Source organism: Streptomyces inusitatus (assembly GCF_014651115.1).
In the GTDB taxonomy this organism is placed as follows: Bacteria; Actinomycetota; Actinomycetes; order Streptomycetales; family Streptomycetaceae; genus Streptomyces; species Streptomyces amakusaensis.
Map to the genome: position 1 here is coordinate 43,738 of NZ_BMWG01000017.1, position 25,557 is coordinate 69,294.

At 71.9% G+C, this 25,557-nt stretch carries 24 protein-coding genes and 1 pseudogene; all 25 read left to right on the forward strand.

The features are described 5' to 3' along the window. The first annotated feature begins 118 nt into the window (after nt 1–118). The 25 genes and pseudogenes from IE247_RS23220 (at nt 119) to pyrH (ending at nt 25,406) form a co-directional block, all read left to right on the forward strand. Complete coding sequence (locus IE247_RS23220) at nt 119–1,477, forward strand: ammonium transporter (protein ID WP_190125178.1); 1,359 nt, start codon at nt 119–121, stop codon at nt 1,475–1,477. After that, complete coding sequence (locus tag IE247_RS23225) at nt 1,474–1,812, forward strand: P-II family nitrogen regulator (RefSeq protein WP_190125179.1); 339 nt, start codon at nt 1,474–1,476, stop codon at nt 1,810–1,812. The genes IE247_RS23220 and IE247_RS23225 overlap by 4 nt, the downstream gene beginning before the upstream one ends. Nucleotides 1,813–1,907: 95 nt before the next feature. After that, nucleotides 1,908–4,379: a [protein-PII] uridylyltransferase gene (locus IE247_RS23230; protein WP_190125180.1), complete on the forward strand. Its 2,472-nt coding sequence runs from the start codon at nt 1,908–1,910 to the stop codon at nt 4,377–4,379. A 122-nt stretch (nt 4,380–4,501) separates the two neighbouring features. Next, on the forward strand, nt 4,502–6,049 hold the full coding sequence (ffh, locus tag IE247_RS23235) for a signal recognition particle protein (RefSeq protein WP_190125181.1): 1,548 nt from the start codon (nt 4,502–4,504) through the stop codon (nt 6,047–6,049). Nucleotides 6,050–6,271: 222 nt separating this feature from the next. Beyond that, nucleotides 6,272–8,107 (forward strand): ATP-dependent zinc metalloprotease FtsH, encoded by a 1,836-nt coding sequence (ftsH, locus tag IE247_RS23240; protein WP_190125182.1) that lies wholly within the window; start codon nt 6,272–6,274, stop codon nt 8,105–8,107. Nucleotides 8,108–8,529: 422 nt separating this feature from the next. Continuing rightward, on the forward strand, nt 8,530–9,123 hold the full coding sequence (locus IE247_RS23245) for a hypothetical protein (RefSeq protein WP_190125183.1): 594 nt from the start codon (nt 8,530–8,532) through the stop codon (nt 9,121–9,123). Between the two features lie 205 nt (nt 9,124–9,328). Continuing rightward, nucleotides 9,329–9,775 (forward strand): 30S ribosomal protein S16, encoded by a 447-nt coding sequence (rpsP, locus tag IE247_RS23250; RefSeq protein ID WP_190125184.1) that lies wholly within the window; start codon nt 9,329–9,331, stop codon nt 9,773–9,775. 2 nt (nt 9,776–9,777) lie between these two features. Further along, entirely contained in the window at nt 9,778–10,017 is a 240-nt protein-coding gene (locus IE247_RS23255; protein ID WP_031130168.1) for an RNA-binding protein, read from the forward strand. A 164-nt stretch (nt 10,018–10,181) separates the two neighbouring features. After that, a complete protein-coding gene (gene rimM, locus IE247_RS23260; protein ID WP_190125185.1) occupies nt 10,182–10,793 on the forward strand; it encodes a ribosome maturation factor RimM in 612 nt (203 codons plus the stop codon). Further along, nucleotides 10,793–11,614: a tRNA (guanosine(37)-N1)-methyltransferase TrmD gene (gene trmD / locus IE247_RS23265; RefSeq protein WP_190125186.1), complete on the forward strand. Its 822-nt coding sequence runs from the start codon at nt 10,793–10,795 to the stop codon at nt 11,612–11,614. Before rimM ends, trmD begins: the two co-directional genes overlap by 1 nt. Before the next feature lie 130 nt (nt 11,615–11,744). Continuing rightward, the gene (gene rplS / locus IE247_RS23270; protein ID WP_190125187.1) at nt 11,745–12,095 is read left to right on the forward strand and encodes a 50S ribosomal protein L19; all 351 of its coding nucleotides are present in this window, start codon (nt 11,745–11,747) and stop codon (nt 12,093–12,095) included. 88 nt (nt 12,096–12,183) lie between these two features. Next, entirely contained in the window at nt 12,184–12,978 is a 795-nt protein-coding gene (lepB, locus tag IE247_RS23275) for a signal peptidase I (RefSeq protein ID WP_190125188.1), read from the forward strand. Further along, nucleotides 12,971–14,103: pseudogene (gene lepB, locus IE247_RS23280) on the forward strand (signal peptidase I); the annotation flags it as partial. The gene lepB (IE247_RS23275) and the pseudogene lepB (IE247_RS23280), both read left to right, overlap by 8 nt. Continuing rightward, nucleotides 14,018–14,947 (forward strand): signal peptidase I, encoded by a 930-nt coding sequence (lepB, locus tag IE247_RS23285; protein WP_373305602.1) that lies wholly within the window; start codon nt 14,018–14,020, stop codon nt 14,945–14,947. The pseudogene lepB (IE247_RS23280) and the gene lepB (IE247_RS23285), both read left to right, overlap by 86 nt. Nucleotides 14,948–15,020: 73 nt before the next feature. Continuing rightward, a complete protein-coding gene (gene lepB / locus IE247_RS23290) occupies nt 15,021–15,812 on the forward strand; it encodes a signal peptidase I (RefSeq protein ID WP_190125190.1) in 792 nt (263 codons plus the stop codon). Next, nucleotides 15,805–16,311 carry an NUDIX hydrolase gene (locus IE247_RS23295; protein ID WP_190125191.1) on the forward strand — a complete coding sequence of 169 codons (507 nt, stop codon included), beginning with the start codon at nt 15,805–15,807 and terminating at the stop codon, nt 16,309–16,311. The genes lepB (IE247_RS23290) and IE247_RS23295 overlap by 8 nt, the downstream gene beginning before the upstream one ends. A gap of 55 nt (nt 16,312–16,366) precedes the next feature. Beyond that, nucleotides 16,367–16,675, forward strand: a complete 309-nt coding sequence (locus IE247_RS23300) for a DUF2469 domain-containing protein (RefSeq protein WP_003965949.1) — start codon at nt 16,367–16,369, stop codon at nt 16,673–16,675. 84 nt (nt 16,676–16,759) lie between these two features. Further along, complete coding sequence (locus IE247_RS23305) at nt 16,760–17,122, forward strand: YraN family protein (RefSeq protein ID WP_190125192.1); 363 nt, start codon at nt 16,760–16,762, stop codon at nt 17,120–17,122. Beyond that, nucleotides 17,122–18,741 (forward strand): YifB family Mg chelatase-like AAA ATPase, encoded by a 1,620-nt coding sequence (locus tag IE247_RS23310; RefSeq protein WP_190125193.1) that lies wholly within the window; start codon nt 17,122–17,124, stop codon nt 18,739–18,741. The genes IE247_RS23305 and IE247_RS23310 overlap by 1 nt, the downstream gene beginning before the upstream one ends. Continuing rightward, on the forward strand, nt 18,738–19,910 hold the full coding sequence (gene dprA, locus IE247_RS23315; protein ID WP_190125194.1) for a DNA-processing protein DprA: 1,173 nt from the start codon (nt 18,738–18,740) through the stop codon (nt 19,908–19,910). Before IE247_RS23310 ends, dprA begins: the two co-directional genes overlap by 4 nt. Before the next feature lie 253 nt (nt 19,911–20,163). Then, nucleotides 20,164–21,000, forward strand: coding sequence for an RNA polymerase sigma factor WhiG (whiG, locus tag IE247_RS23320; protein ID WP_190125195.1), 837 nt, complete (start codon nt 20,164–20,166; stop codon nt 20,998–21,000). 70 nt (nt 21,001–21,070) lie between these two features. Then, nucleotides 21,071–21,628, forward strand: a complete 558-nt coding sequence (locus IE247_RS23325) for a TetR/AcrR family transcriptional regulator (RefSeq protein WP_190125277.1) — start codon at nt 21,071–21,073, stop codon at nt 21,626–21,628. An 874-nt stretch (nt 21,629–22,502) separates the two neighbouring features. Continuing rightward, entirely contained in the window at nt 22,503–23,426 is a 924-nt protein-coding gene (rpsB, locus tag IE247_RS23330; protein WP_190125196.1) for a 30S ribosomal protein S2, read from the forward strand. Between the two features lie 145 nt (nt 23,427–23,571). Then, nucleotides 23,572–24,408: a translation elongation factor Ts gene (gene tsf / locus IE247_RS23335; RefSeq protein WP_190125197.1), complete on the forward strand. Its 837-nt coding sequence runs from the start codon at nt 23,572–23,574 to the stop codon at nt 24,406–24,408. Between the two features lie 197 nt (nt 24,409–24,605). Further along, nucleotides 24,606–25,406, forward strand: coding sequence for a UMP kinase (pyrH, locus tag IE247_RS23340; protein ID WP_190125198.1), 801 nt, complete (start codon nt 24,606–24,608; stop codon nt 25,404–25,406). Nucleotides 25,407–25,557 lie beyond the last annotated feature (151 nt).

Consider the following 25,557-nt stretch of genomic DNA (forward strand, 5'->3'; position numbering starts at 1 on the left):
ACCGTGCGGCACTGTCCGAAACCGCGCTCCGCGAGCCTCATGGCGCACAGTCGGCCCGCCGCCCGAATCCCGCTCAGGCTCCCCCCGCACGAGGCCGCACGACGACGAGGAGACGCCGATGCCCCCAGGCATCTCGACCCTGGCCGCAGAGACCCCCGCGCTCTCCGCCGCCAACACCGGCTTCATGCTCATCTGCTCCGCGCTGGTCATGCTGATGACCCCCGGCCTCGCCTTCTTCTACGGAGGCATGGTCCGGGTCAAGTCCACCCTCAACATGCTCATGATGAGCTTCATCAGCCTCGGGATCGTCACCGTCCTGTGGGTCCTGTTCGGCTTCAGCCTCTCCTTCGGCGACGACTTCGGCTCCGTCATCGGATGGAACGCCGACTACCTGGGACTCAGCGGCATCGGACTGGCCGAGCTGTGGGACGGCTACACCGTCCCGGTCCATGTCTTCGCCGTCTTCCAGCTGATGTTCGCGGTCATCACCCCCGCCCTGATCAGCGGCGCGCTCGCGGACCGGGTCAAGTTCTCGGCCTGGGCGCTGTTCATCACCCTGTGGGCCACCGTCGTCTACTTCCCGGTCGCCCACTGGGTCTGGGGCGAGGGCGGCTGGCTCTTCGAGATGGGCGTCATCGACTTCGCGGGCGGCACCGCCGTCCACATCAACGCCGGTGCGGCGGCCCTGGGCGTCATCCTCGTCATCGGAAAGCGCGTCGGCTTCGCCAAGGACCCGATGCGCCCCCACAGCCTCCCCCTCGTCATGCTCGGCGCGGCCCTGCTCTGGTTCGGCTGGTTCGGCTTCAACGCCGGATCCTGGCTCGGCAACGACGACGGCGTCGGCGCGGTGATGTTCGTCAACACCCAGGTCGCCGCAGCCGCCGCGATGCTCGCCTGGCTGGCGTACGAGAAGATCCGCCACGGAGCCTGCACCACCCTCGGCGCGGCCTCCGGCGCCGTCGCGGGCCTCGTCGCCATCACCCCCGCCGGCGGCTCCTGCTCCCCGCTCGGCGCGATCGCCATCGGCGCGATCTCCGGAGTGCTCTGCGCCATGGCCGTCGGACTCAAGTTCCGCCTCGGCTTCGACGACTCCCTCGACGTCGTCGGCGTCCACCTCGTCGGCGGCATCGCCGGCTCCCTGCTGGTCGGCCTCTTCGCCACCGGCGGCGTCCAGTCCGAGGCCCGCGGCCTCCTCTACGGCGGCGGTCTCGAACAGCTCGGCAAGCAGGCCGTCGGAGTCTTCGCGGTACTGGCCTACTCTCTGGTGGTCTCGGCCCTCCTCGCCCTCCTCCTCGACCGGACGATGGGCATGCGGGTGGACGAGGACGCCGAGGTCTCCGGCATCGACCAGCACGAGCACGCCGAGACCGCCTACGACTTCAGCGGCGCGGGCGGCGGCTCCCGCAAGCCCCTGCCGCCGGCGAGCGAGCTCCTGGCCGCCTCCGCCGCGCCGAAGAACAAGAAGGTGGACGCATGAAACTCATCACCGCCGTCGTCAAGCCCCACCGGCTGGACGAGATCAAGGAAGCCCTCCAGTCCTTCGGGGTCCAGGGCCTGACCGTCACCGAGGCCAGCGGATACGGCCGCCAGCGCGGCCACACCGAGGTCTACCGGGGTGCCGAGTACACCGTCGACCTGGTGCCCAAGATCCGTATCGAGGTGCTGGTCGAGGACGAGGACGCCGAACAGCTCATCGAAGTCGTCGTCAAGGCCGCCCGCACCGGAAAGATCGGCGACGGAAAGGTGTGGAGCGTCCCCGTCGACACCGCCGTGCGCGTCCGCACCGGCGAACGCGGCCCCGACGCGCTCTGAGCGCTCCGACCGCTCCGATCGCTCCGATCGCTCGGATCGCTCCGAGAAGAACGTCGTCACCACCCGCACAGCACAGCAGTGAGAGAGGCCGCCCGGTGCTCAGGACCCAGCCGAAGACCGGGGACGAGGACCCGGACCCCAGCGGATACGCGGCGGCCCGGCTGCTCCTCCTCAACGAGAAGGAGCGGCCGGGGCCGCCCCGCCGGGCCGCCCTCGCCCACCTCACCGACCAGTGGCTCGCCGCGCTCTTCGACACCGCCCGCGCGGCGGCCGGGATCCGCGGCGCGGCCCTGGTCGCCGTCGGCGGCTACGGACGCGGCGAACTCTCCCCGCGCAGCGACCTCGATCTGGTCCTCCTCCACGACGGCACCGCGGGCCCCCGCGAGATCGCCGCACTCGCCGACCGCCTCTGGTACCCCGTCTGGGACCTCGGCCTCGCCCTCGACCACTCCGTGCGCACCCCCGCCGAGGCCCGCCGCACCGCGGCCGAGGACCTCAAGGTCCAGCTCGGACTGCTCGACGCCCGCCCCGTCGCGGGCGACCTCGGCCTCGTCGCCGCGCTGCGCACCGCCGTACTCGCCGACTGGCGCGGACAGGCGGCCCGACGGCTCCCCGAACTCGACGCGCTCTGCCGCGACCGCGCCGAACGCCAGGGCGAACTCCGCTTCCTCCTGGAACCCGACCTCAAAGAGGCGCGCGGCGGACTCCGGGACGCCACCGCCCTGCGCGCGGTCGCCGCCTCCTGGCTCGCCGACGCCCCCCGCGCCGGCCTCGACACCGCCCGCCGCACCCTCCTCGACACCCGCGACGCCCTCCATCTGGCCACTGGCCGGGCCACCGACCGGCTCGCCCTCCAGGAACAGGACCAGATCGCCGCCGACCTCGGCCTGCCCGACGCGGACGCCCTGCTGCGGCAGGTGTACGAGGCCGCCCGGACCATCGCGTACGCCACCGACATCACCTGGCGCGAGGTCAACCGGGTGCTGCGGGCCCGCTCCGCCCGCCACCGGCTCCGTACCGCGCTCGGCGGCGGCGCCCGCCGCCGCGAACCCGAGCGCACCCCGCTCGCCGAAGGAGTCGTCGAACAGGACGGCGAGGCCGTGCTCGCCCGTACCGCCAGACCCGAACGCGACCCCGTCCTCCCGCTGCGCGCCGCCTCGGCCGCCGCCAGAGCCGGACTGCCGCTCTCCCCGCACGCGGTACGGCGGCTCGCCCGGGACGCGGCACCGCTGCCGGTCCCCTGGCCCGCCGAGGCGCGCGAGGAGTTCGTCACCCTGCTCGGCGCGGGCGAGCCCGCCGTCGCCGTCTGGGAGGCGCTGGAGGCCGAAGGGCTGATCACCCGCCTCCTCCCGGACTGGGAACGGGTCCGCTGCCGGCCGCAGCGCAACGCGGTCCACACCTGGACCGTCGACCGCCACCTCGTCGAGACCGCCGTCCGGGCCGCCGCCCTCACCCGCCGGGTCGGCCGCCCCGATCTGCTGCTGACCGCCGCCCTCCTGCACGACCTGGGCAAGGGATGGCCCGGCGACCACAGTGTCACCGGCGAGATCATCGCCAGGGACACCGCCGCCCGGATCGGCTTCGACCCCGCCGACACGGCCGTCGTCGCCACCCTCGTACGCCACCATCTGCTGCTCGCCGACACCGCGACCCGGCGCGACCTCGACGACCCCGCCACCGTCCGCGCGGTCGCCGCCGCCGTCGGCTCCGCCGCGACCCTGGAACTCCTGCACGCCCTCACCGAGGCCGACGCCCTCGCCACCGGCCCCGCCGCCTGGTCCGCCTGGCGCGGCTCGCTCGTCGCGGAACTCGTCCGCAGGACCGCCGCCGAACTGGCGGGCGGCCGGGCCCCCGAGGACCCCGGGCCCGCCGGGCCCAGCGCCGAACAGGAACGCCTCGCGGCCGAGGCGCTGCGCACCGGCGGCCCGGTCCTCTCCCTGCGCACCCGGCCCGAGGCGGAGCAGGCCGGGGGCGGCCGGTGCGAACAGACCGGCGCGGAGCTGCTCATCGCCCTGCCCGACCGGCCCGGGGTGCTGCCCGCCGCCGCCGGAGTCCTCGCCCTGCACCGGCTCACCGTCCGCGCCGCCGAACTGCGGACCGTGGCACCGCCGGAAGGCGCCGCCCCCGGAGCCGTCCTCGTACTGAACTGGCGCGTGGCCGCCGCCTTCGGCGCCCTGCCCCAGGCGGCCACACTCCGCACCGATCTGCTGCGCGCCCTGGACGGCTCCCTGGACATCGCCGCCCGGCTCGCCGAGCGAGACGCGGCCCGCCCGCCCCGGCGCGGCACCCCGCCCCAGCCGCCCCGGGTCACCGTCGCCCCCGCCGCCTCCCACCAGGCCACCGTGATCGAGATCCGCGCCCAGGACGCCCCCGGACTGCTGCACCGCATCGGCCGCGCGCTGGAGGGCGCGGGCGTACGCGTGCGCAGCGCCCATGTCTCCACCCTCGGGGGCGACGCGGTCGACGCCTTCTATGTGACCGCCCCCGACGGCCGCCCCCTGGCGGACCCGGCCGCCGCCGCGCTGGCCCGCTCGCTGGAGGCCGCCCTCGGCGATCCCCCCGGCTGATCCCGGTCGCCGATCCCCCCGGTCCTCCGGCCGATCCCCCCGGCGAGGACACGCACCGCGCGCGGCCGGATACCCTGGAGGGCGATTCCCCCTGCCCCCGACTCTGAGGACCGACGAGCGCCGTGTTCGATACTCTCTCCGACCGCTTGGCGAATACCTTCAAGACCTTGCGGGGCAAGGGTCGCCTCAGCGAGGCGGACATCGACGGCGCGGCTCGCGAGATCCGTATCGCCCTGCTCGAAGCGGATGTCGCCCTCCCCGTCGTCCGCTCCTTCATCGCGAACGTCAAGGAGCGCGCCCGGGGGGCCGAGGTCTCCAAGGCCCTCAACCCCTCCCAGCAGGTCATCAAGATCGTCAACGAGGAGCTGGTGGGCATCCTCGGCGGCGAGACCCGCCGGCTGCGCCTCGCCAAGCAGCCCCCGACCGTGATCATGCTCGCCGGTCTCCAGGGCGCCGGTAAGACCACCCTGGCCGGAAAGCTGGGCCGCTGGCTCAAGAACCAGGGCCACTCCCCGCTGCTCGTCGCCTGCGACCTCCAGCGCCCCAACGCCGTCAACCAGCTCTCCGTCGTCGCCGAGCGCGCCGAGGTGGCGGTGTACGCGCCGCAGCCCGGCAATGGCGTCGGCGACCCGGTCCAGGTCGCCAAGGACTCCATCGAGTACGCGAAGACCAAGGTCCACGACGTGGTCATCGTGGACACCGCCGGCCGCCTGGGCATCGACCAGGAGCTGATGCGGCAGGCCGCGGACATCCGCGACGCGGTGAGCCCCGACGAGATCCTCTTCGTCGTGGACGCCATGATCGGCCAGGACGCGGTCAACACCGCCGAGGCCTTCCGCGACGGCGTCGGCTTCGACGGCGTGGTCCTCTCCAAGCTCGACGGCGACGCCCGGGGCGGTGCCGCGCTCTCCATCGCGCATGTCACCGGCCGTCAGATCATGTTCGCCTCCAACGGCGAGAAGCTGGACGACTTCGACGCGTTCCACCCGGACCGCATGGCGTCCCGCATCCTCGGCATGGGCGATGTGCTCTCGCTGATCGAGAAGGCCGAGCAGACCTTCAGCCAGGAAGAGGCCGCCAAAATGGCCTCCAAGCTGGCGAGCAGCAAGGGCAAGGACTTCACCCTCGACGACTTCCTGGCCCAGATGGAGCAGGTCCGGAAGATGGGCTCCATCTCCAAGCTGCTCGGCATGCTGCCCGGCATGGCCCAGATGAAGGACCAGATCAACAGCATCGACGAGCGCGATGTGGACCGCACCGCGGCGATCATCAAGTCAATGACCCCGGCCGAGCGCCATGAGCCGACGATCATCAACGGCTCGCGCCGGGCCCGGATCGCCAAGGGTTCCGGCGTCGAGGTCAGCGCGGTCAAGAGCCTGGTGGAGCGGTTCTTCGAGGCCCGCAAGATGATGTCGCGGATGGCCCAGGGCGGCGGCATGCCCGGGATGCCGGGGATGCCCGGCATGGGCGGTGGCCCCGGCCGTCAGAAGAAGCAGATCAAGCAGGCCAAGGGCAAGCGCAAGAGCGGCAACCCGATGAAGCGCAAGGCCGAGGAGCAGGCCGCCGCCGCCAAGCGCGAGCAGACGGCGGGCAGCGCCTTCGGTCTCCCGGCCGGCGGGCAGGACAAGGACTTCGAGCTGCCGGACGAGTTCAAGAAGTTCATGGGCTGAGGCTCGGTCGCCGGCTCGGCCGCCGGCTCGTTCCCACGGCCGCCGTACGACGGTGTCGGCACCCGCCCACGCGGGTGCCGACACCGTTTTTCTGGCTTAACGTCCGGATATGGGCAATGCCGCGCCCCCGCGCCGCCCCCCCGCTCAGCCCCGGCGCTCCGGGGGCCCGGCGGCCCCCCCCCCCCCCCCCCCGCGCCGCCCCCGCCGCCGCCCCGCAGAAAGATGCCCGGCGGCTGGGGCGGGCTGATCCTCACCGCGCTCATCGTCTATCTGATCGCCAATCTGGTGCTCTCGCTGTTCGGCGAGGGCGACGAGCCCACCGTCTCGTACACCGAGTTCAGCGCGCAGGTCGACGCGGGCAATGTCGCGAAGATCTACTCCAAGGGCGACGCCATCCAGGGCCAGCTCACCAAGAAGGCCCCGCTCCCCGGCGGCAAGGGCGACTACACCAAGTTCACCACCCAGCGGCCCGCCTTCGCCGACGACGACCTCTGGCGCGAGCTGACCGCCAAGAAGGTCACCGTCACGGCCGAGCCCGTCGTCCAGCAGCGCGGCTTCCTCGCCAATCTGCTGATCGCCCTCGCGCCGATGCTCCTCCTCGTACTGCTGTGGATCCTCGTCGCCCGCCGGATGGGCGCGGCGATGGGGGGCGGCGGCGGGGCGTTCGGCCGCAAGCCCCCGCCCAAGCCCGTCGAGGTCGCCGACGGCAGACGGACCACCTTCGCCGACGTCGCCGGGATCGACGAGGTCGAGGGCGAACTCGACGATGTCGTCGACTTCCTGAAGAACCCGCGGCCCTACCGCAGGATGGGCGCCAGAATGCCCGGCGGCGTACTGCTCGCGGGACCGCCCGGCACCGGGAAGACCCTGCTGGCCCGCGCGGTGGCCGGGGAGGCGGGGGTGCCGTTCTTCTCGGCCTCGGCGTCCGAGTTCATCGAGATGATCGTCGGCGTCGGCGCGGGCCGGGTCCGGGAGTTGTTCGCCGAGGCCCGCAAGGTCGCCCCGGCCATCGTCTTCATCGACGAGATCGACACCATCGGCCGGGCGAGGGGCGGCGGGGGAGGACTCGGCGGCCATGATGAGCGGGAACAGACCCTCAACCAGATTCTGACCGAAATGGATGGTTTCAGCGGATCCGAGGGTGTCATCGTGCTCGCCGCCACCAACCGCGCCGACGTCCTCGACCCCGCCCTGACCCGCCCCGGCCGCTTCGACCGGATCGTCCAGGTCTCCCCGCCCGACCGGAGCGGCCGGGAGGCCATCCTGCGGATCCACACCCGGGAAATCCCGCTCGCCGCGGATGTGGACCTGGCCCGGATCGCCCGTACGACCCCGGGAATGACCGGCGCGGACCTCGCCAACCTCGCCAACGAGGCCGCGCTGGTCGCCGTGCGACGGCAGCAGTCCTCGGTGACCCAGGCCGATCTGTCGACCGCGCTGGAGAAGATCCAGCTCGGGGCGGAGCGCCCGCTGGTCATGACGGAGGAGGACCGGCGGCGCACCGCGTACCACGAGAGCGGCCACGCCCTGCTCGGCATGGTCCAGCCCGGAGCCGATCCGGTACGCAAGATCACCATCGTGCCCCGGGGGCGCGCCCTCGGCGTCACGCTCTCCACCCCGGACGCCGACAAATACGCGTACACCGAGGAGTATCTGCGCGGCCGGATCATCGGGGCGCTCGGCGGCATGGCGGCCGAACAGGTGGTCTTCGGTCTGATCACCACGGGCGCGGAGAGCGATCTCGAACAGGTGACCGCCCTGGCCCGGGGCATGGTCGCCCGCTGGGGGATGAGCGTGCGCGTCGGCCGGCTGACCGCGATCCCCGCCGACGCCCAGGTGGCGTACGGGCTCTCCGCCGCGCCCGCGACCCTGGACGTGGTCGACCACGAGATGCGGCGGATCGTGGACGAGTGCTACGACACCGCCTGCCGGCTGCTGAGGGAGAACCGCGCCCGCCTCGACGCGCTCGCCGCCGCGCTGCTGGAGAGCGAGACCCTGGAGGAGGACGCGGCCTACCGCGCGGCCGGGATCCCCCGGCTCTCGAAGGACGCTCCGTAGCGCACCCGCACGCCCGCACGCCCGCCCGCACGCCCGCGCCCGCGCCCGCGCCCGGGACCGGGACCGGGACCGGGACCGGGATCGCCGTTCGGATCAGGATCGGCCTCCCGGCCCGGCGGGATCGGCCTGCTGATCCAAACGGCGGACCCGGGACCACCCGCTGGGGGTAGGGTCGCGGAACGAGGACCGCGGCGGGTGCGCCGGGCGGTCCGGCGGCCCGGTGGGACCCCCGGGACACGCGGGGCGCGCGCCCGGAGCGCGGGGCGGTGTTACGTACCACCTTGGTGTGAGCTGTGAGCCTTCTCCGCAGATCCTGCCCCCCGCCCACCTCGGCACGCATCAATGCCAACTGACGGGTACGTGCAAATTATTTGGGATGCCCCGGAATGGAACCCGGGGAAGGTCCGGCTCGTTATCACGACGTGAGCACGACACCACCTGTTCTCGCCGCAGAGCTGGCACAGGCGTGGGCCGACATTCAGCGGCACCACGCCGAGCTGCCAGACCTTGCCGCCCCCGAGTCCCTGATCGGAGAATCGTCGTCCGCCTGCGGCGCCGAGCTCTCCTTCGAGCGACTGCTCCACGAAGCAGTCCACGGCATCGCCGCCGCGCGAGGTGTCCGCGACACCTCCCGCGCCGGCCGCTACCACAACCGCAGATTCCTGGCGATCGCCGAGGAGATGGGTCTCGACCACGCCGAGGAGCCGCACCCCAGCAGCGGCTTCTCCCTGGTCGTCCTCAGCCCCGAGGCCAAGCGCCGCTACCGTCCCACCATCGAGAGACTCCAGCGCGCCCTCAAGGCGCACACGGTCGCCACCGCCTCCGACACCAAGCGCTCCTTCCGCGGACCTGCCGCCCGGCACGGCTCCTCGGGCGGCGGTGTGCGGGTCAAGGCCGTCTGCGACTGCGGTCGCAACGTCCGGGTGGTTCCCTCGGTCCTCGCCCAGGCCCCGATCGTGTGCGGCGGCTGCGGCAAGCCCTTCCGTATCCCCGAGCCGGCCGCCGCGGCGAGCTGACCCCCGCCCGGCCGCCCGACGGGGGCGGCTCTGGGTCAGGGGGAAGCGCGCCGTCGGCGTGTGGCACAATGGACAGCTGTACTCGACGGCCGCATAGGACCCCTCTCTCCTCCGGCTGACGCGTCCATCGGGCACCCCGAGTACCGCAACCCCACGTGGCATCTTGTTGTGCCCAACCACGTCAAGACCAGGAGACACCACTTCCGTGGCAGTCAAGATCAAGCTGAAGCGTCTGGGCAAGATCCGTTCGCCTCACTACCGCATCGTCATCGCCGACTCCCGTACCCGCCGTGACGGCCGGGCCATCGAGGAGATCGGCCTGTACCACCCGGTGCAGAACCCGTCCCGCATCGAGGTCGACTCGGAGCGGGCGCAGTACTGGCTGTCCGTCGGCGCCCAGCCGACCGAGCCGGTTCTCGCGATCCTGAAGCTCACCGGCGACTGGCAGAAGCACAAGGGCCTCCCGGCCCCGGCGCCGCTGCTGGTGGCCGAGCCCAAGGCCGACAAGCGCGCCGCGTTCGACGAGTTCGCCAAGGCCCTTGAGGGCGGCGAGTCGAAGGGTGAGGCCATCACCCCCAAGGCGAAGAAGGCCGACAAGAAGGCGGACGACGCGGCTGACGCCGCCGAGTCCACCGAGTCGACCGAGGCCTGAGCATGCTCGAGGAGGCTCTCGAGCACCTCGTGAAGGGCATCGTCGACAACCCCGACGATGTGCGGGTCGCCTCGCGCGATCTGCGTCGCGGGCGTGTGCTGGAGGTCCGGGTCCACCCCGACGACCTCGGTAAGGTGATCGGCCGCAATGGCCGCACCGCACGCGCTCTGCGCACCGTTGTGGGCGCCATCGGCGGCCGTGGCATCCGTGTCGACCTCGTCGACGTGGACCAGGTCCGCTGAACAGTTGAACACCGGCTCGGGCCGGGGAGGGCCAGTCGGCCGTCCCCGGCCCGTAGTCGTATGAGCGGATCGCGGGCCGCCGTCACCCGAACGGCACAGCCGCGTCAGTCGTAGAGCCGTATCGCAGAGCCGTATGACAGCCGTATGACAGAAGAGAGTGCGAAGTGCAGTTGGTAGTGGCCCGGATCGGCCGTGCCCACGGCATCAAGGGCGAGGTCACCGTCGAGGTCCGCACGGACGAGCCCGAGCTGAGGCTCGCGCCCGGGGCCGTGCTGGCCACCGAGCCGGCCTCGGTGGGCCCGCTGACGATCGAGACCGGCCGGGTGCACAGCGGCAGGCTGCTGCTGCGCTTCGCGGGCGTACGGGAGCGCAATGGGGCCGAGGCCCTGCGCAACACCCTCCTGATCGCCGAGGTGGACCCGGAAGAGGTGCCCGAGGACCCCGAGGAGTTCTACGACCACCAGCTCATCGACCTCGATGTGGTGACCGTGGACGGAACCGAGGTGGGCCGGATCACCGAGATCAGCCATCTGCCCTCGCAGGATCTCTTCATCGTGGAGCGTCCGGACGGCAGCGAGGTGATGATCCCGTTCGTGGAGGAGATCGTCACCGGGATCGATCTGGAGGAGCAGCGGGCCGTGATCGACCCGCCGCCGGGGCTGATCGACGACCGCGCCGAGATCGCGTCCGCCCGGGACGCGGAGACCGAGACGGGCACGGGCACGGGCACGGACACGGCGGCCGGTGCCGAGGCCGGCGCCAAGGGCGACTCCTGATGCGCATCGACGTCGTCACGATCTTCCCCGAGTATCTGGAACCGCTGAACGTCTCCCTCGTCGGCAAGGCCCGCGCCCGCGGGCAGCTGGACGTACGGGTGAGCGATCTGCGCCACTGGACCCACGACCGTCACAACACCGTGGACGACACCCCGTACGGCGGCGGCCCCGGCATGGTCATGAAGACGGAGCCCTGGGGCGAGGCGCTCGACGACGCCCTGGCCGACGGATACGAGACCGGGGCCCACGGCCCGGTCCTGGTCGTCCCCACGCCCAGCGGCCGCCCCTTCACCCAGGAGCTCGCGGTGGAACTCGCCGAGCGGCCCTGGCTGATCTTCACCCCCGCCCGTTACGAGGGCATCGACCGCCGGGTGATGGACGAGTACGCCACCCGGATGCCGGTGTACGAGGTCTCCATCGGGGACTATGTGCTGGCCGGCGGCGAGGCCGCGGTCCTGGTGATCACCGAGGCCGTGGCCCGGCTGCTCCCCGGGGTGCTCGGCAACGCCGAATCCCACCGGGACGACTCCTTCGCCCCCGGCGCGATGGCCAATCTGCTGGAGGGGCCCGTCTACACCAAGCCGCCCGCCTGGCGGGGGCGCGGCATCCCCGACGTGCTCACCAGCGGGCACCACGGCAAGATCGCGCGCTGGCGGCGCGACGAGGCGTTCCGGCGCACGGCCGAGAACCGGCCGGACCTGATCGAGCGCTGCGATCCCGCCGCCTTCGACAAGAAGGACCGGGAGACCCTCTCCATCCTCGGCTGGGCCCCGGAACCGGGTGGCCGATTTTGGCGCAGGCCCCCGGCCGTGGAACAATAGGCCGCTGCCGTACGTCCGGCGTGCGCCCCTGCCGCAGGGGGACACGACGCCCGCTCCGACGTGACGGCCCCTGAATCTCACCCCTCTCTCCCGCTGATGACCTGTGGCATCGCGAAGAAAGCAGACGAACATGTCGCACGTGCTCGACGCTGTCAACACCGCCTCGCTGCGGTCCGACCTCCCCGCGTTCCGCCCCGGTGACACCGTGAACGTCCACGTTCGCGTCATCGAGGGCAACCGCTCGCGTATCCAGCAGTTCAAGGGTGTCGTCATCCGCCGCCAGGGTTCGGGCGTCAGCGAGACCTTCACGGTCCGCAAGGTCTCGTTCTCCGTCGGCGTCGAGCGCACCTTCCCGGTGCACAGCCCGATCTTCGAGAAGATCGAGCTGGTCAGCCGCGGTGACGTCCGTCGCGCCAAGCTGTACTACCTCCGTGAGCTGCGCGGCAAGGCCGCGAAGATCAAGGAGAAGCGCGACCGCTGAACCTCGGTTCACACCGGGCGCACGGTGCCGGGCCCCGGCCCGCACCGCGCGGGAGTCCAGGGCGCGGCCGGATAGGCTTCGTCCCTGTATGGACACCGCAGCGAAGAACACGGAGCGCGACCACTCCTCCCTCCCCGAAGCCGGGGACGGGAGCGAGCGGTCGCGCTTCTCGCGTTTTCGGCCACGAGCCGTCCTGGGCTCCCCGGGGTCCTGGCGCACGGTGCTGCTCCAGGCCGTGGCCGTGACGGCCGGCGTGCTGCTGTTCAGCCGCTTTGTGGTGCAGCCCTTCCAGATCCCCAGCGGCTCCATGGAACCCACCCTTCAGGTGGGGGACCGGGTGCTCGTCAACAAGCTGGCGTACGGCTCCGACGAGCCGCCCCGCCGCGGCGATCTGATCGTCTTCGACGGCGAGGGCTCCTTCGTCGCGGCGGGTACGGAGGAGAATCCGGCCGCCGAGGCGGCCAGGGGAGTCCTGGCCACGCTCGGTCTGGCCGAGCCCGACGAGACCGACTTCGTGAAGCGGGTCGTGGGCGTCGGCGGCGACCGGGTCGTCTGCTGCGACGACAGGGGCAGGCTCCAGGTGAACGGCGTACCGCTGGACGAGGAGTATCTCCACCCCGGTGACGTCCCCTCCGAGGTCGACTTCGACATCGTCGTGCCGCCGGGCAGGCTCTGGGTGCTGGGGGACCACCGCAGTGACTCCAGCGACTCCCGTGACCGGCTCGGATCGCCCGGCGGGGGCATGGTGCCGGTGGAGAAGGTCGTCGGGCGGGTGGACTGGATCGGCTGGCCGCTGGGCCGCTGGGCCTCCCTGGAGCGCGCCGAGGCGTTCTCCAAGGTGCCGGACGCGCCCCCGGGGGGCCACGGCGGGGGCCATGGGTAGCCGGGGACGCCCCGGCGGCCACCGGGCCGGCCCACGACGGTCCGCCGGGACCAGGAACGGGACGGCTACGGGGACCGGGCCCGGGGTCGGGGCCGGGACTGCCGGGGCCGATGGCGCGAGGGCCCTGCCCGGCCGCGCCGAGCGCCGCAGACTCGCGGCGCGGGTACGGCGCAGACGCCGGTCCTCCCTGTTCAGAGAGATCCCCCTGCTGATCCTCTCGGCGCTGGTCATCGCGCTGGCGCTCAAGACCTTCTTCGTGCAGGCGTTCGTCATCCCCTCCGGTTCCATGGAGCAGACGATCCGCATCCAGGACCGGGTGCTGGTGGACAAGCTCACCCCCTGGTTCGGCAGCCGTCCCGACCGCGGTGACGTGGTGGTCTTCAAGGACCCCGGCGGCTGGCTCCAGCCGGAGGACGGCGCGTCCGGGGACGAGGGACCGTTCCTCGTCCAGCAGATCAAGCGGGGACTCACCCACATCGGACTGCTCCCCTCGGCCGACCAGCAGGATCTGATCAAACGGGTGATCGCGGTCGGCGGGGACACCGTCGTCTGCTGCGACGCCGACGGCCGGGTCACCGTCAACGGCGAGGCGCTGACCGAGCCCTATCTGAACCCCGGGAACGCCCCGTCGACGCTGACCTTCGACGTCGAGGTCCCGCCCGGCCGGCTCTTCGTGATGGGCGACCATCGCTCCAACTCGGCCGACTCCCGCTTCCATCTCGACGGGGAGCACCGGGGCACCGTCTCCGAGGACGAGGTGGTGGGCCGCGCGGTGGTGATCGCCTGGCCGGTGGGCCATTGGCGCAGGCTGGAGGAGCCGGAGACCTACGCATCGGTCCCGGATCCCCGTTCGAACCGGGCCTCCGGGGCGAGCACGCCGGATCGTGTGTCGAATAGTGTGTCCTCCCAGGACAGAAACGGAATGGTCCTGCTCCCGACCCCTGCGGAACTCCCGCTCGTTATGGGAGTAGTGGGTCTGCTTCTTCTGCGGGGCAGGCGGTTCGCAGTTCGCACGGAGTGAGGAGTGGATGTGGGGGACGTGGCGGTCGGCGCACGGTCCGGACACGATCAGCCGGAGGACAGGCCGGGGGAGCCCGACCGGTCCACCGGACCCGTGGCGGGCGACGATCCGTCGGGGCGTACCCCGGCAGACGAGGGCGCGGGTGACGAGGGGGCCGACGGCGGTCGTTCCCGGAGCAAGAACCAGCGGTCGTTCTGGAAGGAGCTGCCGCTGCTGATCGGCATCGCGCTCGTTCTGGCACTGCTGATCAAGACATTTCTGGTGCAGGCGTTCTCGATTCCCTCGGACTCGATGCAGAACACCCTCCAGCGCGGTGACCGGGTGCTGGTGGACAAGCTCACCCCCTGGTTCGGCTCCGAGCCCGAGCGCGGCGAGGTCGTCGTCTTCCACGACCCGGGCGGCTGGCTGGAGGGCGAGCCCACCCCCGACCCCAACGCGCTCCAGAAGTTTCTGAGCTTCATCGGCCTGATGCCTTCGGCCGAGGAGAAGGACCTGATCAAGCGGACGATCGGAGTCGCCGGCGACACGATCGAGTGCCGCAAGGGCGGCCCGGTCAAGGTCAACGGCAAGCCGCTCGACGAGACGTATGTCTTCCCCGGCGACAGCGCCTGCGACGACCAGCCCTTCGGCCCGTTCAAGGTGCCCGAGGACCGGATCTGGGTGATGGGCGACCACCGCCAGAACTCCCGGGACTCCCGCTACCACATGGAAGACGTGAACGACGGCTTCGTCCCGGTCGACAAGGTCGTCGGGCGCGCCATCGTCGTCGCCTGGCCGATCAACCGCTGGTCGACCCTCTCCGTCCCCGACACCTTCGACCAGCCCGGCCTCAACACCGCGGCCTCCGTCGTGGCCGGGGGCGCGCCGCTGGCGATGGGGGCCCTGGGCGCGCTGCCCATCGTCCTGTGGCGGCGGAAGCGGCTGACCGCCGGGGACACCGCCCGGTAGGGTGCCGTCCCAGATCGCGGATCGCCGGGGGCAGCCCCTCCGGCGATCGAATCGCCCTGAGCGGGGGAGCGGGATGGGACCGGAACGATCGGAACATGAACACGGCGGCCGCGGCCGCCTCGGCAGCACGCTGTCGGGGCTGGCCGTGGCCGTCGGTTCGTTGCTCTTCCTCGGCGGCTTCGGCTGGGGCGCGGTGATCTACCAGCCGTACACCATCCCGACCGAATCGATGCACCCGACCTTGAGCGCGGGCGACCGGGTGCTGGCCCAGCGGGTGGACGGCGATCAGGTGCGGCGGGGCGATGTGGTGGTCTTCCGGGACCCCTCCTGGGGCGGCGGCCCGATGGTCAAGCGCGTGGTCGGCGTCGGCGGCGACCGGATCGCCTGCTGCGGCGGAGGCGGTCGGCTGACGGTCAACGACAAGCCGGTCGACGAGCCGTATCTCGCCGGGGACCCGTCGGAACCCGGATCCGTCCCGCCGGCCTTCACGGTCACCGTGCCCGAGGGCCGGCTCTTTCTGCTCGGGGACAACAGGCTGGGCTCGCTGGACTCCCGCTCGCACCTGAGCGACCCCCAGCGGGGATCGGTGTCGAGATCCGCGGTGACAGGCCGGCTGGACGCCGTGGTCTGGCCGGTGGACGGCGGAGTGGTCGAACGCCCGGAGGGCTTCGCCGGGCTGCCGGGCGGGATCTCCTCCCCCGGCCCGGTGGTGCCGCTCGCCGCCGCGGCGGCGGCCGGCGCGATCCTGATCGTCGGCGGGGCCGGGTACGGCCCGATCGCCCGCGGAGCCGCCCGCCGAGCCGCCCGGGGATCCGCCAGGGGCTCGGCCCGTGAGAGCGCCGGAAGGCCGGCCTCACATGTCTGAACCGCGAGGCGCCGAGGACCGGCCGCGCCGGGTCGCCCGGGTCGTGCTGCTGGACCCCCGGGACCGTGTGCTGCTGATGCACGGCTTCGAGCCCGCCGACCCCGCCGACAACTGGTGGTTCACCCCCGGCGGTGGCCTGGAGGGGGACGAGACCCGGGCTCAGGCCGCGCTGCGCGAGCTGGCGGAGGAGACCGGGATCACCGAGGTCGAACTCGGGCCGGTCCTGTGGCGGCGGCGCTGCTCCTTCCCCTTCGACGGACACCGCTGGGAACAGGACGAGTGGTACTTCCTGGCGCGTACCGTACAGACCGCCACAGCCCCGCGCGGGCTCACCGAGCTGGAGCGGCGCAGTGTCACGGGGCTGAGGTGGTGGACTTCCGCCGAACTCTCCTCGACGCGTGAGACGGTGTACCCGACCAAGCTCGCCGAGCTGCTGCGAACGCTGCTCGACGAGGGCCCTCCGAGTACACCCGTCGTCCTCGCCCCGGAAGTCGCATAGGGGCGGGCGTGCCGGGCCGTGCGACGAGGGACGCACGGCTGAAGGGGAACATGCCATGAGCGCCGAGGACCTCGAAAAGTACGAGACCGAGATGGAGCTGAAGCTCTACCGGGAGTACCGAGACGTCGTCGGGCTGTTCAAATACGTGATCGAGACCGAGCGCCGCTTCTATCTCACCAATGACTACGAGATGCAGGTCCACTCCGTGCAGGGTGAGGTCTTCTTCGAGGTCTCGATGGCGGACGCCTGGGTCTGGGACATGTATCGCCCGGCCAGATTCGTTAAGCAGGTACGCGTGCTCACCTTCAAGGATGTGAACATCGAGGAGCTCAACAAGAGCGATCTCGAACTTCCGGGTGGCTGAGTTGTCCACAGACGGAGAGTTGTCCACCGAGATCCACAACTGAGAGTTCCAGACGTCACAGTCGGTGCCGGAGGTGGTGCCGACATGAACGCGACGGGGGCACTGGGGCGGTACGGCGAGGAGTTGGCGGCGCGGCTGCTGACCGAGGCCGGTATGACGGTTCTGGCGAGGAACTGGCGCTGCGGACGGGCCGGTGAGATCGACATCGTGGCTCGCGACGGCGACGCGGTGGTCGTCTGCGAGGTCAAGACCCGCAGACCCGGCCCGTTCGGACAGCCGATGGCGGCGATCACCCCGGCCAAGGCCGAGCGGCTGAGACGGCTCGCCGAGTGCTGGCTCCACCGGCACGGCGGAGCACCGCCCGGCGGCGCGCGGATCGACCTCGTCGGCGTCGTGCTGCCCCGGCACGGCGCGCCCCGGCTGGAGCACGCCCGGGGGGTGGCGTGATGGGGTTCGCCCGTACCTGCTCGGTGGCGCTGGTGGGCGTCGAGGGCGTGGTGGTGGAGGTCCAGGCCGATCTGGAGCGCGGGGTCGCCGCGTTCACCCTGGTCGGACTCCCGGACAAGAGCCTGGTGGAGAGCCGTGACCGGGTGCGGGCCGCCCTGGTCAACTCCGGGGCCGAGTGGCCCCAGATGAAGCTCACCGTGGGGCTCAGCCCGGCGTCCGTGCCCAAGAGCGGCAGCGGCTTCGACCTCGCCGTGGCCGCCGCGGTCCTCGCCGCTTCCGAGCGCCTCGACGCCGCCGCCATCGCCGATCTGGTCCTGATCGGCGAGCTGGGGCTGGACGGCAGGGTGCGGCCGGTGCGCGGGGTGCTGCCCGCCGTGCTCGCCGCCGCCGAGGCCGGATACCGGCAGGTCGTCGTCCCGGAGCAGACCGCGGCGGAGGCCGCGCTGGTGCCCGGAGTCTCCGTGCTGGGCGTGCGGAGCCTGCGCCAGCTCATCGCCGTGCTCAACGACGAACCCGTACCGGAGGAGACCCCGGTGCCCGAGGGCAGCCCCGACCCGATGCTGGCCGGGCTGATGGTCCCCGGCGCCGGGGTCGGCACCGGGCTGGCCCCGGCCCCCGCCGACGGCCCCGACCTCGCCGATGTCGCGGGCCAGCACCTGGCCCGCAAGGCGCTGGAGGTCGCCGCGGCGGGCGGCCACCATCTGATGCTCCACGGGCCGCCGGGCGCGGGCAAGACCATGCTCGCCGAGCGGCTTCCCGGAGTGCTGCCCCCGCTGACCCGGCAGGAGTCCCTGGAGGTCACCGCCGTGCACTCGGTGGCCGGGATCCTGCCGCCCGGCCAGCCCCTGGTCCGTACGCCGCCCTACTGCGCGCCCCACCACTCCGCCACCATGCCCGCGCTGGTCGGCGGCGGAAACGGACTGCCCAGACCGGGCGCGGTCTCCCTGGCCCACCGGGGAGTGCTTTTCCTCGATGAAAGTCCAGAATTCGCCGGAAAAGCGCTGGACGCCCTGCGGCAGCCGCTGGAGTCGGGACATGTGGTGGTGGCCCGCAGCGGGGGAGTGGTCCGGCTGCCCGCCCGCTTTCTGCTCGTCCTCGCCGCCAACCCCTGCCCCTGCGGACGGTTCGGCCTGCACGGCGGCGGCTGCGAGTGCCCGCCCGCCGTCATCCGCCGCTATCAGGCCCGGCTCTCCGGACCGCTGCTCGACCGGGTCGACCTCCGGGTGCGGGTCGAGCCCGTCAACCGCGCCGACCTGCTGGGGCCCGGCGGCGGGGGCGAGCCCACGGCGGCCGTCGCCGCCCGGGTGAGCGCCGCCCGCGACCGCGCCGCCGCCCGGCTGCGCGACACCGCCTGGACCGTCAACAGCGAGGTGCCCGGCCATGAGCTGCGCACCCGCTGGACCGCCGCCCCCGGAGCGCTCGCCGCGGCCGAGCGGGACATGGAGCGCGGACTGCTCACCGCGCGCGGCCTCGACCGCGTCCTCAGAATCGCCTGGACCCTCGCGGACCTCTCCGCCCGGGACCGCCCCGACGCCGCCGACATCGCACTCGCCCTCGAACTGCGCACGGGAGTGGCCCGGGGCGCGCCGGTCCCGGCCGCCACAGGAGGCGGAGCATGACCGAACACCCCGGCCGGGAGGATCCCGAGCGGCTCGCCAGAGCGGCGCTGACCCGGGTGATCGAGCCCGGCGACGAACGCGGCGGCCAATGGCTGCGCGAGCTGGGAGCACAGGAACTGATGGCCCGTCTCACCGCGCCCCGGGGCGCGGCGGCCGCACTGCCCGGGGCCACCGCCCGCCGCCTCGCGAGCTGGCGGGCCAGGGCCGCCACCGCCGACCCCCACCGCGATCTGGCCGCCGTCGCCGCGGCCGGGGGCCGGTTCATCCACCCCGGCGACACCCGGTGGCCGACCCAGCTCGACGACCTCGGCGACGCCCGGCCCATCGGCCTCTGGACCAGGGGCCGGCCCGATCTGCGCACCTGGGCCGTGCGCTCCGTCGCCGTCGTCGGAGCCCGGGCCTGCACACCGTACGGCGCGCACATGGCCACCACGCTCGGCGCGGGCCTCGCCGAGCGCGGCTGGGTCGTGGTCTCGGGAGCCGCCTTCGGCATCGACGGCGCGGCGCACCGCGGCGCGCTCGCCGCGGGCGGAGCCACCGTCGCGGTCCTCGCCTGCGGCGTGGACGTCCCCTACCCCCGGGGCCACGCCGAGCTGATCCGGCGCATCGCCGAACAGGGCCTGATCGTCGGGGAACTGCCGCCCGGCGACCACCCCACCCCCAGCAGATTCATCCTCCGCAACCGGGTGATCGCCGCGCTCACCCGGGGCACGGTGGTGGTAGAGGCCGAGCACCGCAGCGGCTCCCTCGTCACCGCCCGCTGCGCACAGCGGCTGTCCCGCCACACCATGGGCGTCCCCGGCGCGGCCACCAGCGGCCTCTCCGCCGGAGTGCACGAACTGCTGCGGGGAGAGGCGGTGCTGGTCACCGACGCCGATGAAATCGTCGAACAGGTGGGGGACATGGGGGAACTGGCCCCGAGCCGCCGGGGCCCGGTGCTCCCCAGGGATCTGCTCGACCCCGTGAGCGCGCGGATCCTGGAGGCGCTCCCGGCCCGGGGCGCGGCCGGCGGCGCGCAACTCGCCCGCGCCGCCGGGACGGCCCCCGACGAGACCCTCGCCGCACTGTACGAACTGCACGCGCTCGGGTTCGTCGAACGCCATGGCGAGGGCTGGCAGTTGACGCGACGGGCGATCCAGCGCCCGAACGCACCGCGATCCGGCTGCTGACCTGCGGCATTCGAGTGAAATGACGGGGGCGGCGGAGCCGGGGGGAGAGCCTTTGTCGTCCTCGCGAGAGCGGAGCTCGGCAGGCCCCGCCGAGCCCGCTCCACGACCACGGAGAGATACCCCCGAGGAGGGGTGTTCCCCTGACCTTCGCCCACAGCGACCGCGCAGTCACGCTACGCTCATCATTCCCGGCCAGAAGCTCGCCCGCTCCCCCTTCCGAGTCCCCTCACGGCAGAACGGCTCAAGGCAACGCATGCCCCAGCACACCTCCGGGTCTGACCGCGCGGCGGTGCCCCCCGCCGCCCGCGGCGCCGTGCGTCTCCCCGCTCCCACCTCGGTCGAGGAGTTGTGGCGGTCGTACAAGACCACCGGGGACGAGCGGCTGCGCGAGCAGTTGATCCTGCACTACTCGCCGCTGGTGAAATATGTCGCGGGCCGGGTCAGCGTCGGACTGCCGCCCAATGTGGAGCAGGCGGACTTCGTCTCCTCCGGGGTCTTCGGACTCATCGACGCCATCGAGAAGTTCGACATCGAGCGGTCCATCAAGTTCGAGACCTACGCGATCACCCGGATCCGCGGCGCGATGATCGACGAACTCCGCGCGCTCGACTGGATCCCGCGCTCCGTCCGCCAGAAGGCCCGCGCGGTGGAGCGCGCCTACGCCACCCTGGAGGCCCAGCTCAGACGGACGCCCTCGGAGGGCGAGGTGGCCTCGGAGATGGGCATCGCCGTGGAGGAACTCCACGCCGTCTTCAGCCAGTTGTCACTGGCCAACGTTGTCGCGCTGGAGGAGCTGCTGCATGTCGGCGGCGAGGGCGGCGACCGGCTCAGCCTGATGGACACCCTGGAGGACACCGCCGCGGACAACCCGGTCGAGGTGGCCGAGGACCGGGAGCTGCGGCGGCTGCTCGCCCGCGCCATCAACACACTGCCCGACCGCGAGAAGACCGTGGTGACCCTGTACTACTACGAGGGCCTCACCCTCGCCGAGATCGGGAATGTGCTCGGAGTCACCGAGAGCAGGGTCAGTCAGATCCACACAAAATCGGTGCTCCAGCTCCGCGCGAAACTCGCCGACGTGGGGCGTTGACGCCCAACCGTGGCCGGGTCTTGCGTGGGATCCGTAAAGTGGAGACGTGCCCAGGATTCGAGCGGCCTCCGTGGCCGAGCACCGGACCATGCAGCGCGACGCCCTGCTCGACGCCGCGCGATCCCTGCTGTCCGAGGGAGGTACGGAGGCGCTGACCTTCCCCGCCCTCGCCGAGCGCACCGGTCTGGCCCGGTCGTCGGTGTACGAGTACTTCCGGTCACGGGCGGCGGTGGTCGAGGAGCTGTGCGCCGTCGACTTCCCCGTCTGGGCGGCCGAGGTCGAGACCGCGATGCGGGGGGCGGACACCGCCGCCGGCAAGATCGAGGCGTATGTGCGCCGACAGCTGGACCTCGTGGGGGACCGGCGGCACCGCGCGGTGGTCGCCATCTCCGCGAGCGAGCTGGACGCCGGGGCGCGGGAGAAGATCCGCGCCGCCCACGGCGGACTGATCGCGATGATCGGCGAGGCCCTCGGGGAGCTGGGACACGAACAGCCCCGGCTCGCCGCGATGCTCCTCCAGGGCGTGGTGGACGCGGCGGTCCGCCGTATCGAGCTGGGCGTGGCCGAGGAGCCCGGAGTCATCGCCGACGCGGCGGTGTCCATGGCTCTCCGCGGCGTACTGGCCTGACGCCCGGGGCGTCCCGCCCGCCGTCGGCAGCAGCCTGGACGGAGCCCGGCGCAGCAGCTCCGGAGGGAGCAGTGAGAGCGGGTTCAGATACTCCCGCCCGCTCAGCAGCCCCCAGTGCAGACAGCCGGTCTCACAGTGCGAGGGACCCGGCGCGATCCGCCCCACCGGCTCGCCCGCGGCCGCCTCGGCCCCCACCGGGAGCAGCGCCAGAACCGGTTCGTAGGTGATCCGCAGCGGCCGGTCCCGGGTGCCGGGTGACACGGTGAGAGTGATCGTGAGCACATCGCGACCCGCGACCCGGCCCGCGAAGGCGATCCGCCCGGCCGCCGCCGCGCGCACCTCGGCGCCCGGCGGGGCGGCCAGATCCACCCCGCGATGCCCGGGGCCGTAGGGCGACGAGGGCGGGGCCCACCCCCGTACGACCGCGGGGCGCGGCGGACCCACCGGCCAGACCCCCCGGGCGACGGCAGGGGTGACGGCAGGGGCGGTGGCCGCGCCGCCGTCCGTACCGGCCCAGGGAAGGCCCGCGGCGCGCGGCGACGCCAGCGCCAGTAGTGCCAGCGGCACCAGCAGGGCCACCAGCGGCAACAGAAGAAGAATTCGTCGGCGACACATGCGCAGACCTTCCCGCGCCCGGCCGCAATCGGGTGGATCATGCTCGCGATCTGTGGGTTACCGGCAGGTTGTGGACAGTGCCGTCACCCGGCGCCGCGCCGGTCCCGTACACTTCTCATGGCGATCCGGGTCACCGGGTCGACTTCGCACGCCCCGCCACCATTCAGCTTCTCGCGGTTGGTGGCCGCGCTCCTCGGTCCCCTGTGGCACGGCGCGTCGGGGCGTCAGGACACAACCGAGAATCCAAGGAGATACGGCCATGGCCGTCGTCACGATGCGGGAGCTGCTGGAAAGCGGCGTCCACTTCGGTCACCAGACCCGTCGCTGGAACCCGAAGATGAAGCGCTTCATCTTCACCGAGCGCAACGGCATCTACATCATCGACCTGCTCCAGTCGCTGTCGTACATCGACCGCGCCTACGAGTTCGTCAAGGAGACCGTCGCCCACGGCGGCTCCATCATGTTCGTCGGCACCAAGAAGCAGGCCCAGGAGGCGATCGCCGAGCAGGCGACCCGCGTGGGCATGCCGTACGTCAACCAGCGCTGGCTGGGTGGCATGCTGACCAACTTCTCCACCGTCTACAAGCGTCTGCAGCGCCTCAAGGAGCTTGAGCAGATCGACTTCGAGGATGTGGCCGCGTCCGGCCTCACCAAGAAGGAGCTGCTCGTCCTCTCCCGCGAGAAGGCCAAGCTGGAGAAGACCCTCGGCGGTATCCGCGAGATGCAGAAGGTGCCCAGCGCCGTCTGGATCGTGGACACCAAGAAGGAGCACATCGCCGTCGGTGAGGCGCGCAAGCTCCACATCCCGGTCGTCGCGATCCTCGACACCAACTGCGACCCCGACGAGGTCGACTACAAGATCCCGGGCAACGACGACGCGATCCGCTCCGTCACCCTGCTCACCCGCGTGATCGCCGACGCCGTCGCCGAGGGCCTCATCGCCCGCTCCGGCGTGGCCACCGGTGACTCGAAGCCGGGCGAGAAGGCCGCCGGCGAGCCCCTCGCCGAGTGGGAGCGCGACCTGCTCGAAGGCGAGAAGAAGGCCGACTCCGAGACCGCTGACGAGAAGCCGGCCGAGGCCGCCGCCGACGCCGCCGTCGAGGAGACCCCCACCGCTGCCGAGGCGCCCGCCGCCGAGGCCGCTGCCGAGGTCGAGCCGGCCGCGGACGCCGAGCAGGCCTGACCGCCTCGCACAGCTTCGGTAGGTGAACGGCGGGGGGCGGTGATGTATGCACCGGCCCCCGCCGCTCACCCGTAGATCGTCGTCAGACTCTCCGAACTGCGACTGATCTTCGAATTTCGACTTTTTCGAGAAGAGACTCAAGGACATGGCGAACTACACCGCCGCTGACGTCAAGAAGCTCCGCGAGCTGACCGGCGCCGGCATGATGGACTGCAAGAAGGCGCTGGTCGAGGCCGACGGCGACGTCGACAAGGCCGTTGAGGTGCTCCGCGTCAAGGGCCAGAAGGGCGTGGCCAAGCGCGAGAGCCGCAGTGCCGAGAACGGCGCCGTCGTCTCCCTCATCTCCGAGGACAAGACCTCCGGCGTTCTGCTTGAGCTGAAGTGCGAGACCGACTTCGTCGCCAAGGGCGACAAGTTCCAGGCCGTCGCCAACACGCTCGCCCAGCACGTCGCGGCCACCTCCCCGGCCGACCTGGAGGCCCTGCTGGCCTCCGAGATCGAGCCCGGCAAGACCGTCCAGGCGTACGTGGACGAGGCCAACGCCAACCTCGGCGAGAAGATCGTCCTGGACCGCTTCGCGCAGTTCTCCGGTGCGTACGTGGGTGTCTACCTGCACCGCACCATGCCCGACCTCCCGCCGCAGGTCGGCGTCCTGGTCGAGCTCTCCAAGGAGAACGCGGAGATCGCCAAGGACGTGGCGCAGCACATCACCGCGTTCTCGCCGAAGTACCTCACCCGTGACGAGGTGCCCGCCGACGTCGTCGAGAACGAGCGCCGCGTCGCCGAGGCCACCTCGCGTGAGGAGGGCAAGCCCGAGGCCGCCCTCCCGAAGATCGTCGAGGGTCGCGTCAACGGCTTCTTCAAGGAGGTCACCCTCCTCGACCAGCCGTTCGCGAAGGACAACAAGAAGTCCGTCAAGAAGATTCTTGACGAGGCCGGTGTCGAGCTGAAGCGCTTCGCGCGCATCCGCGTCGGCTCCTGAGCGAGTATTACGGCGAGTACGCGATCGGTCCGGGAGCCCGCTAGGGTTTCTCACGCCGCCGACGGCCGCGGGTCCCCCGCGGGCGAGCGGCGTCGCGATGCCGGACGAGCGCAGTTCTGACGAGGAGGCCATTGCCGACAGGGACACCAGCACCCCGGCGGCAGTGGCCTTCTTCGTATGTGTACGAGGAGATCCCCATGAACAACGGCTCGGACGCCAACCAGGCAGCCGGCGACAACAGCGACCACGACGGGAACCATGACGTGAAGAAGGCGGCCGCCGGACGCTTCATGCTGAAGCTCTCCGGCGAGGCGTTCTCCGGCGGCGGAGGACTCGGCGTAGACCCAGATGTGGTGCACGCCATCGCTCGCGAGATCGCCGCGGTGGTCCGCGACGGCGCTCAGATCGCGATCGTCATCGGCGGCGGCAACTTCTTCCGGGGCGCGGAGCTTCAGGTGCGGGGCATGGACCGGGCCCGCTCCGACTACATGGGCATGCTCGGCACCGTGATGAACTGCCTCGCCCTCCAGGACTTCCTGGAGAAGGAGGGCATCGACTCCCGGGTCCAGACCGCCATCACCATGGGCCAGGTCGCGGAGCCGTACATCCCGCTGCGCGCCGTGCGCCATCTGGAGAAGGGCCGGGTCGTCATCTTCGGCGCCGGCATGGGCATGCCCTACTTCTCCACCGACACCACGGCCGCCCAGCGCGCGCTGGAGATCGACGCCGAGGCCCTGCTGATGGGCAAGAACGGCGTCGACGGGGTCTATGACTCCGACCCCAAGGCCAACCCGGACGCGGTCAAGTTCGACGCGCTGGAGTACGGCGAGGTGATCGCCCGGGACCTGCGGGTCGCGGACGCCACCGCCATCACCCTCTGCCGTGACAACGCCCTGCCGATCCTCGTCTTCGAGCTTCTCACCGAGGGCAATATCGCGCGGGCCGTCAAGGGTGAGAAGATCGGCACGCTCGTGAGCGACCAGGGCACCCGGACCTGACTTCCGGTACTCCAGTGACGGCCGGGTACGGCCGTCCGGGGATAGACAAACTCCTGCCGGTCGGACACCGTGCAGGGGAAGACGCGACAGAGTTCCGCCCGGCCCAGGCATTTTTCCCGTGGCCACTGGCACGGGGGAACGGCAGCCTACT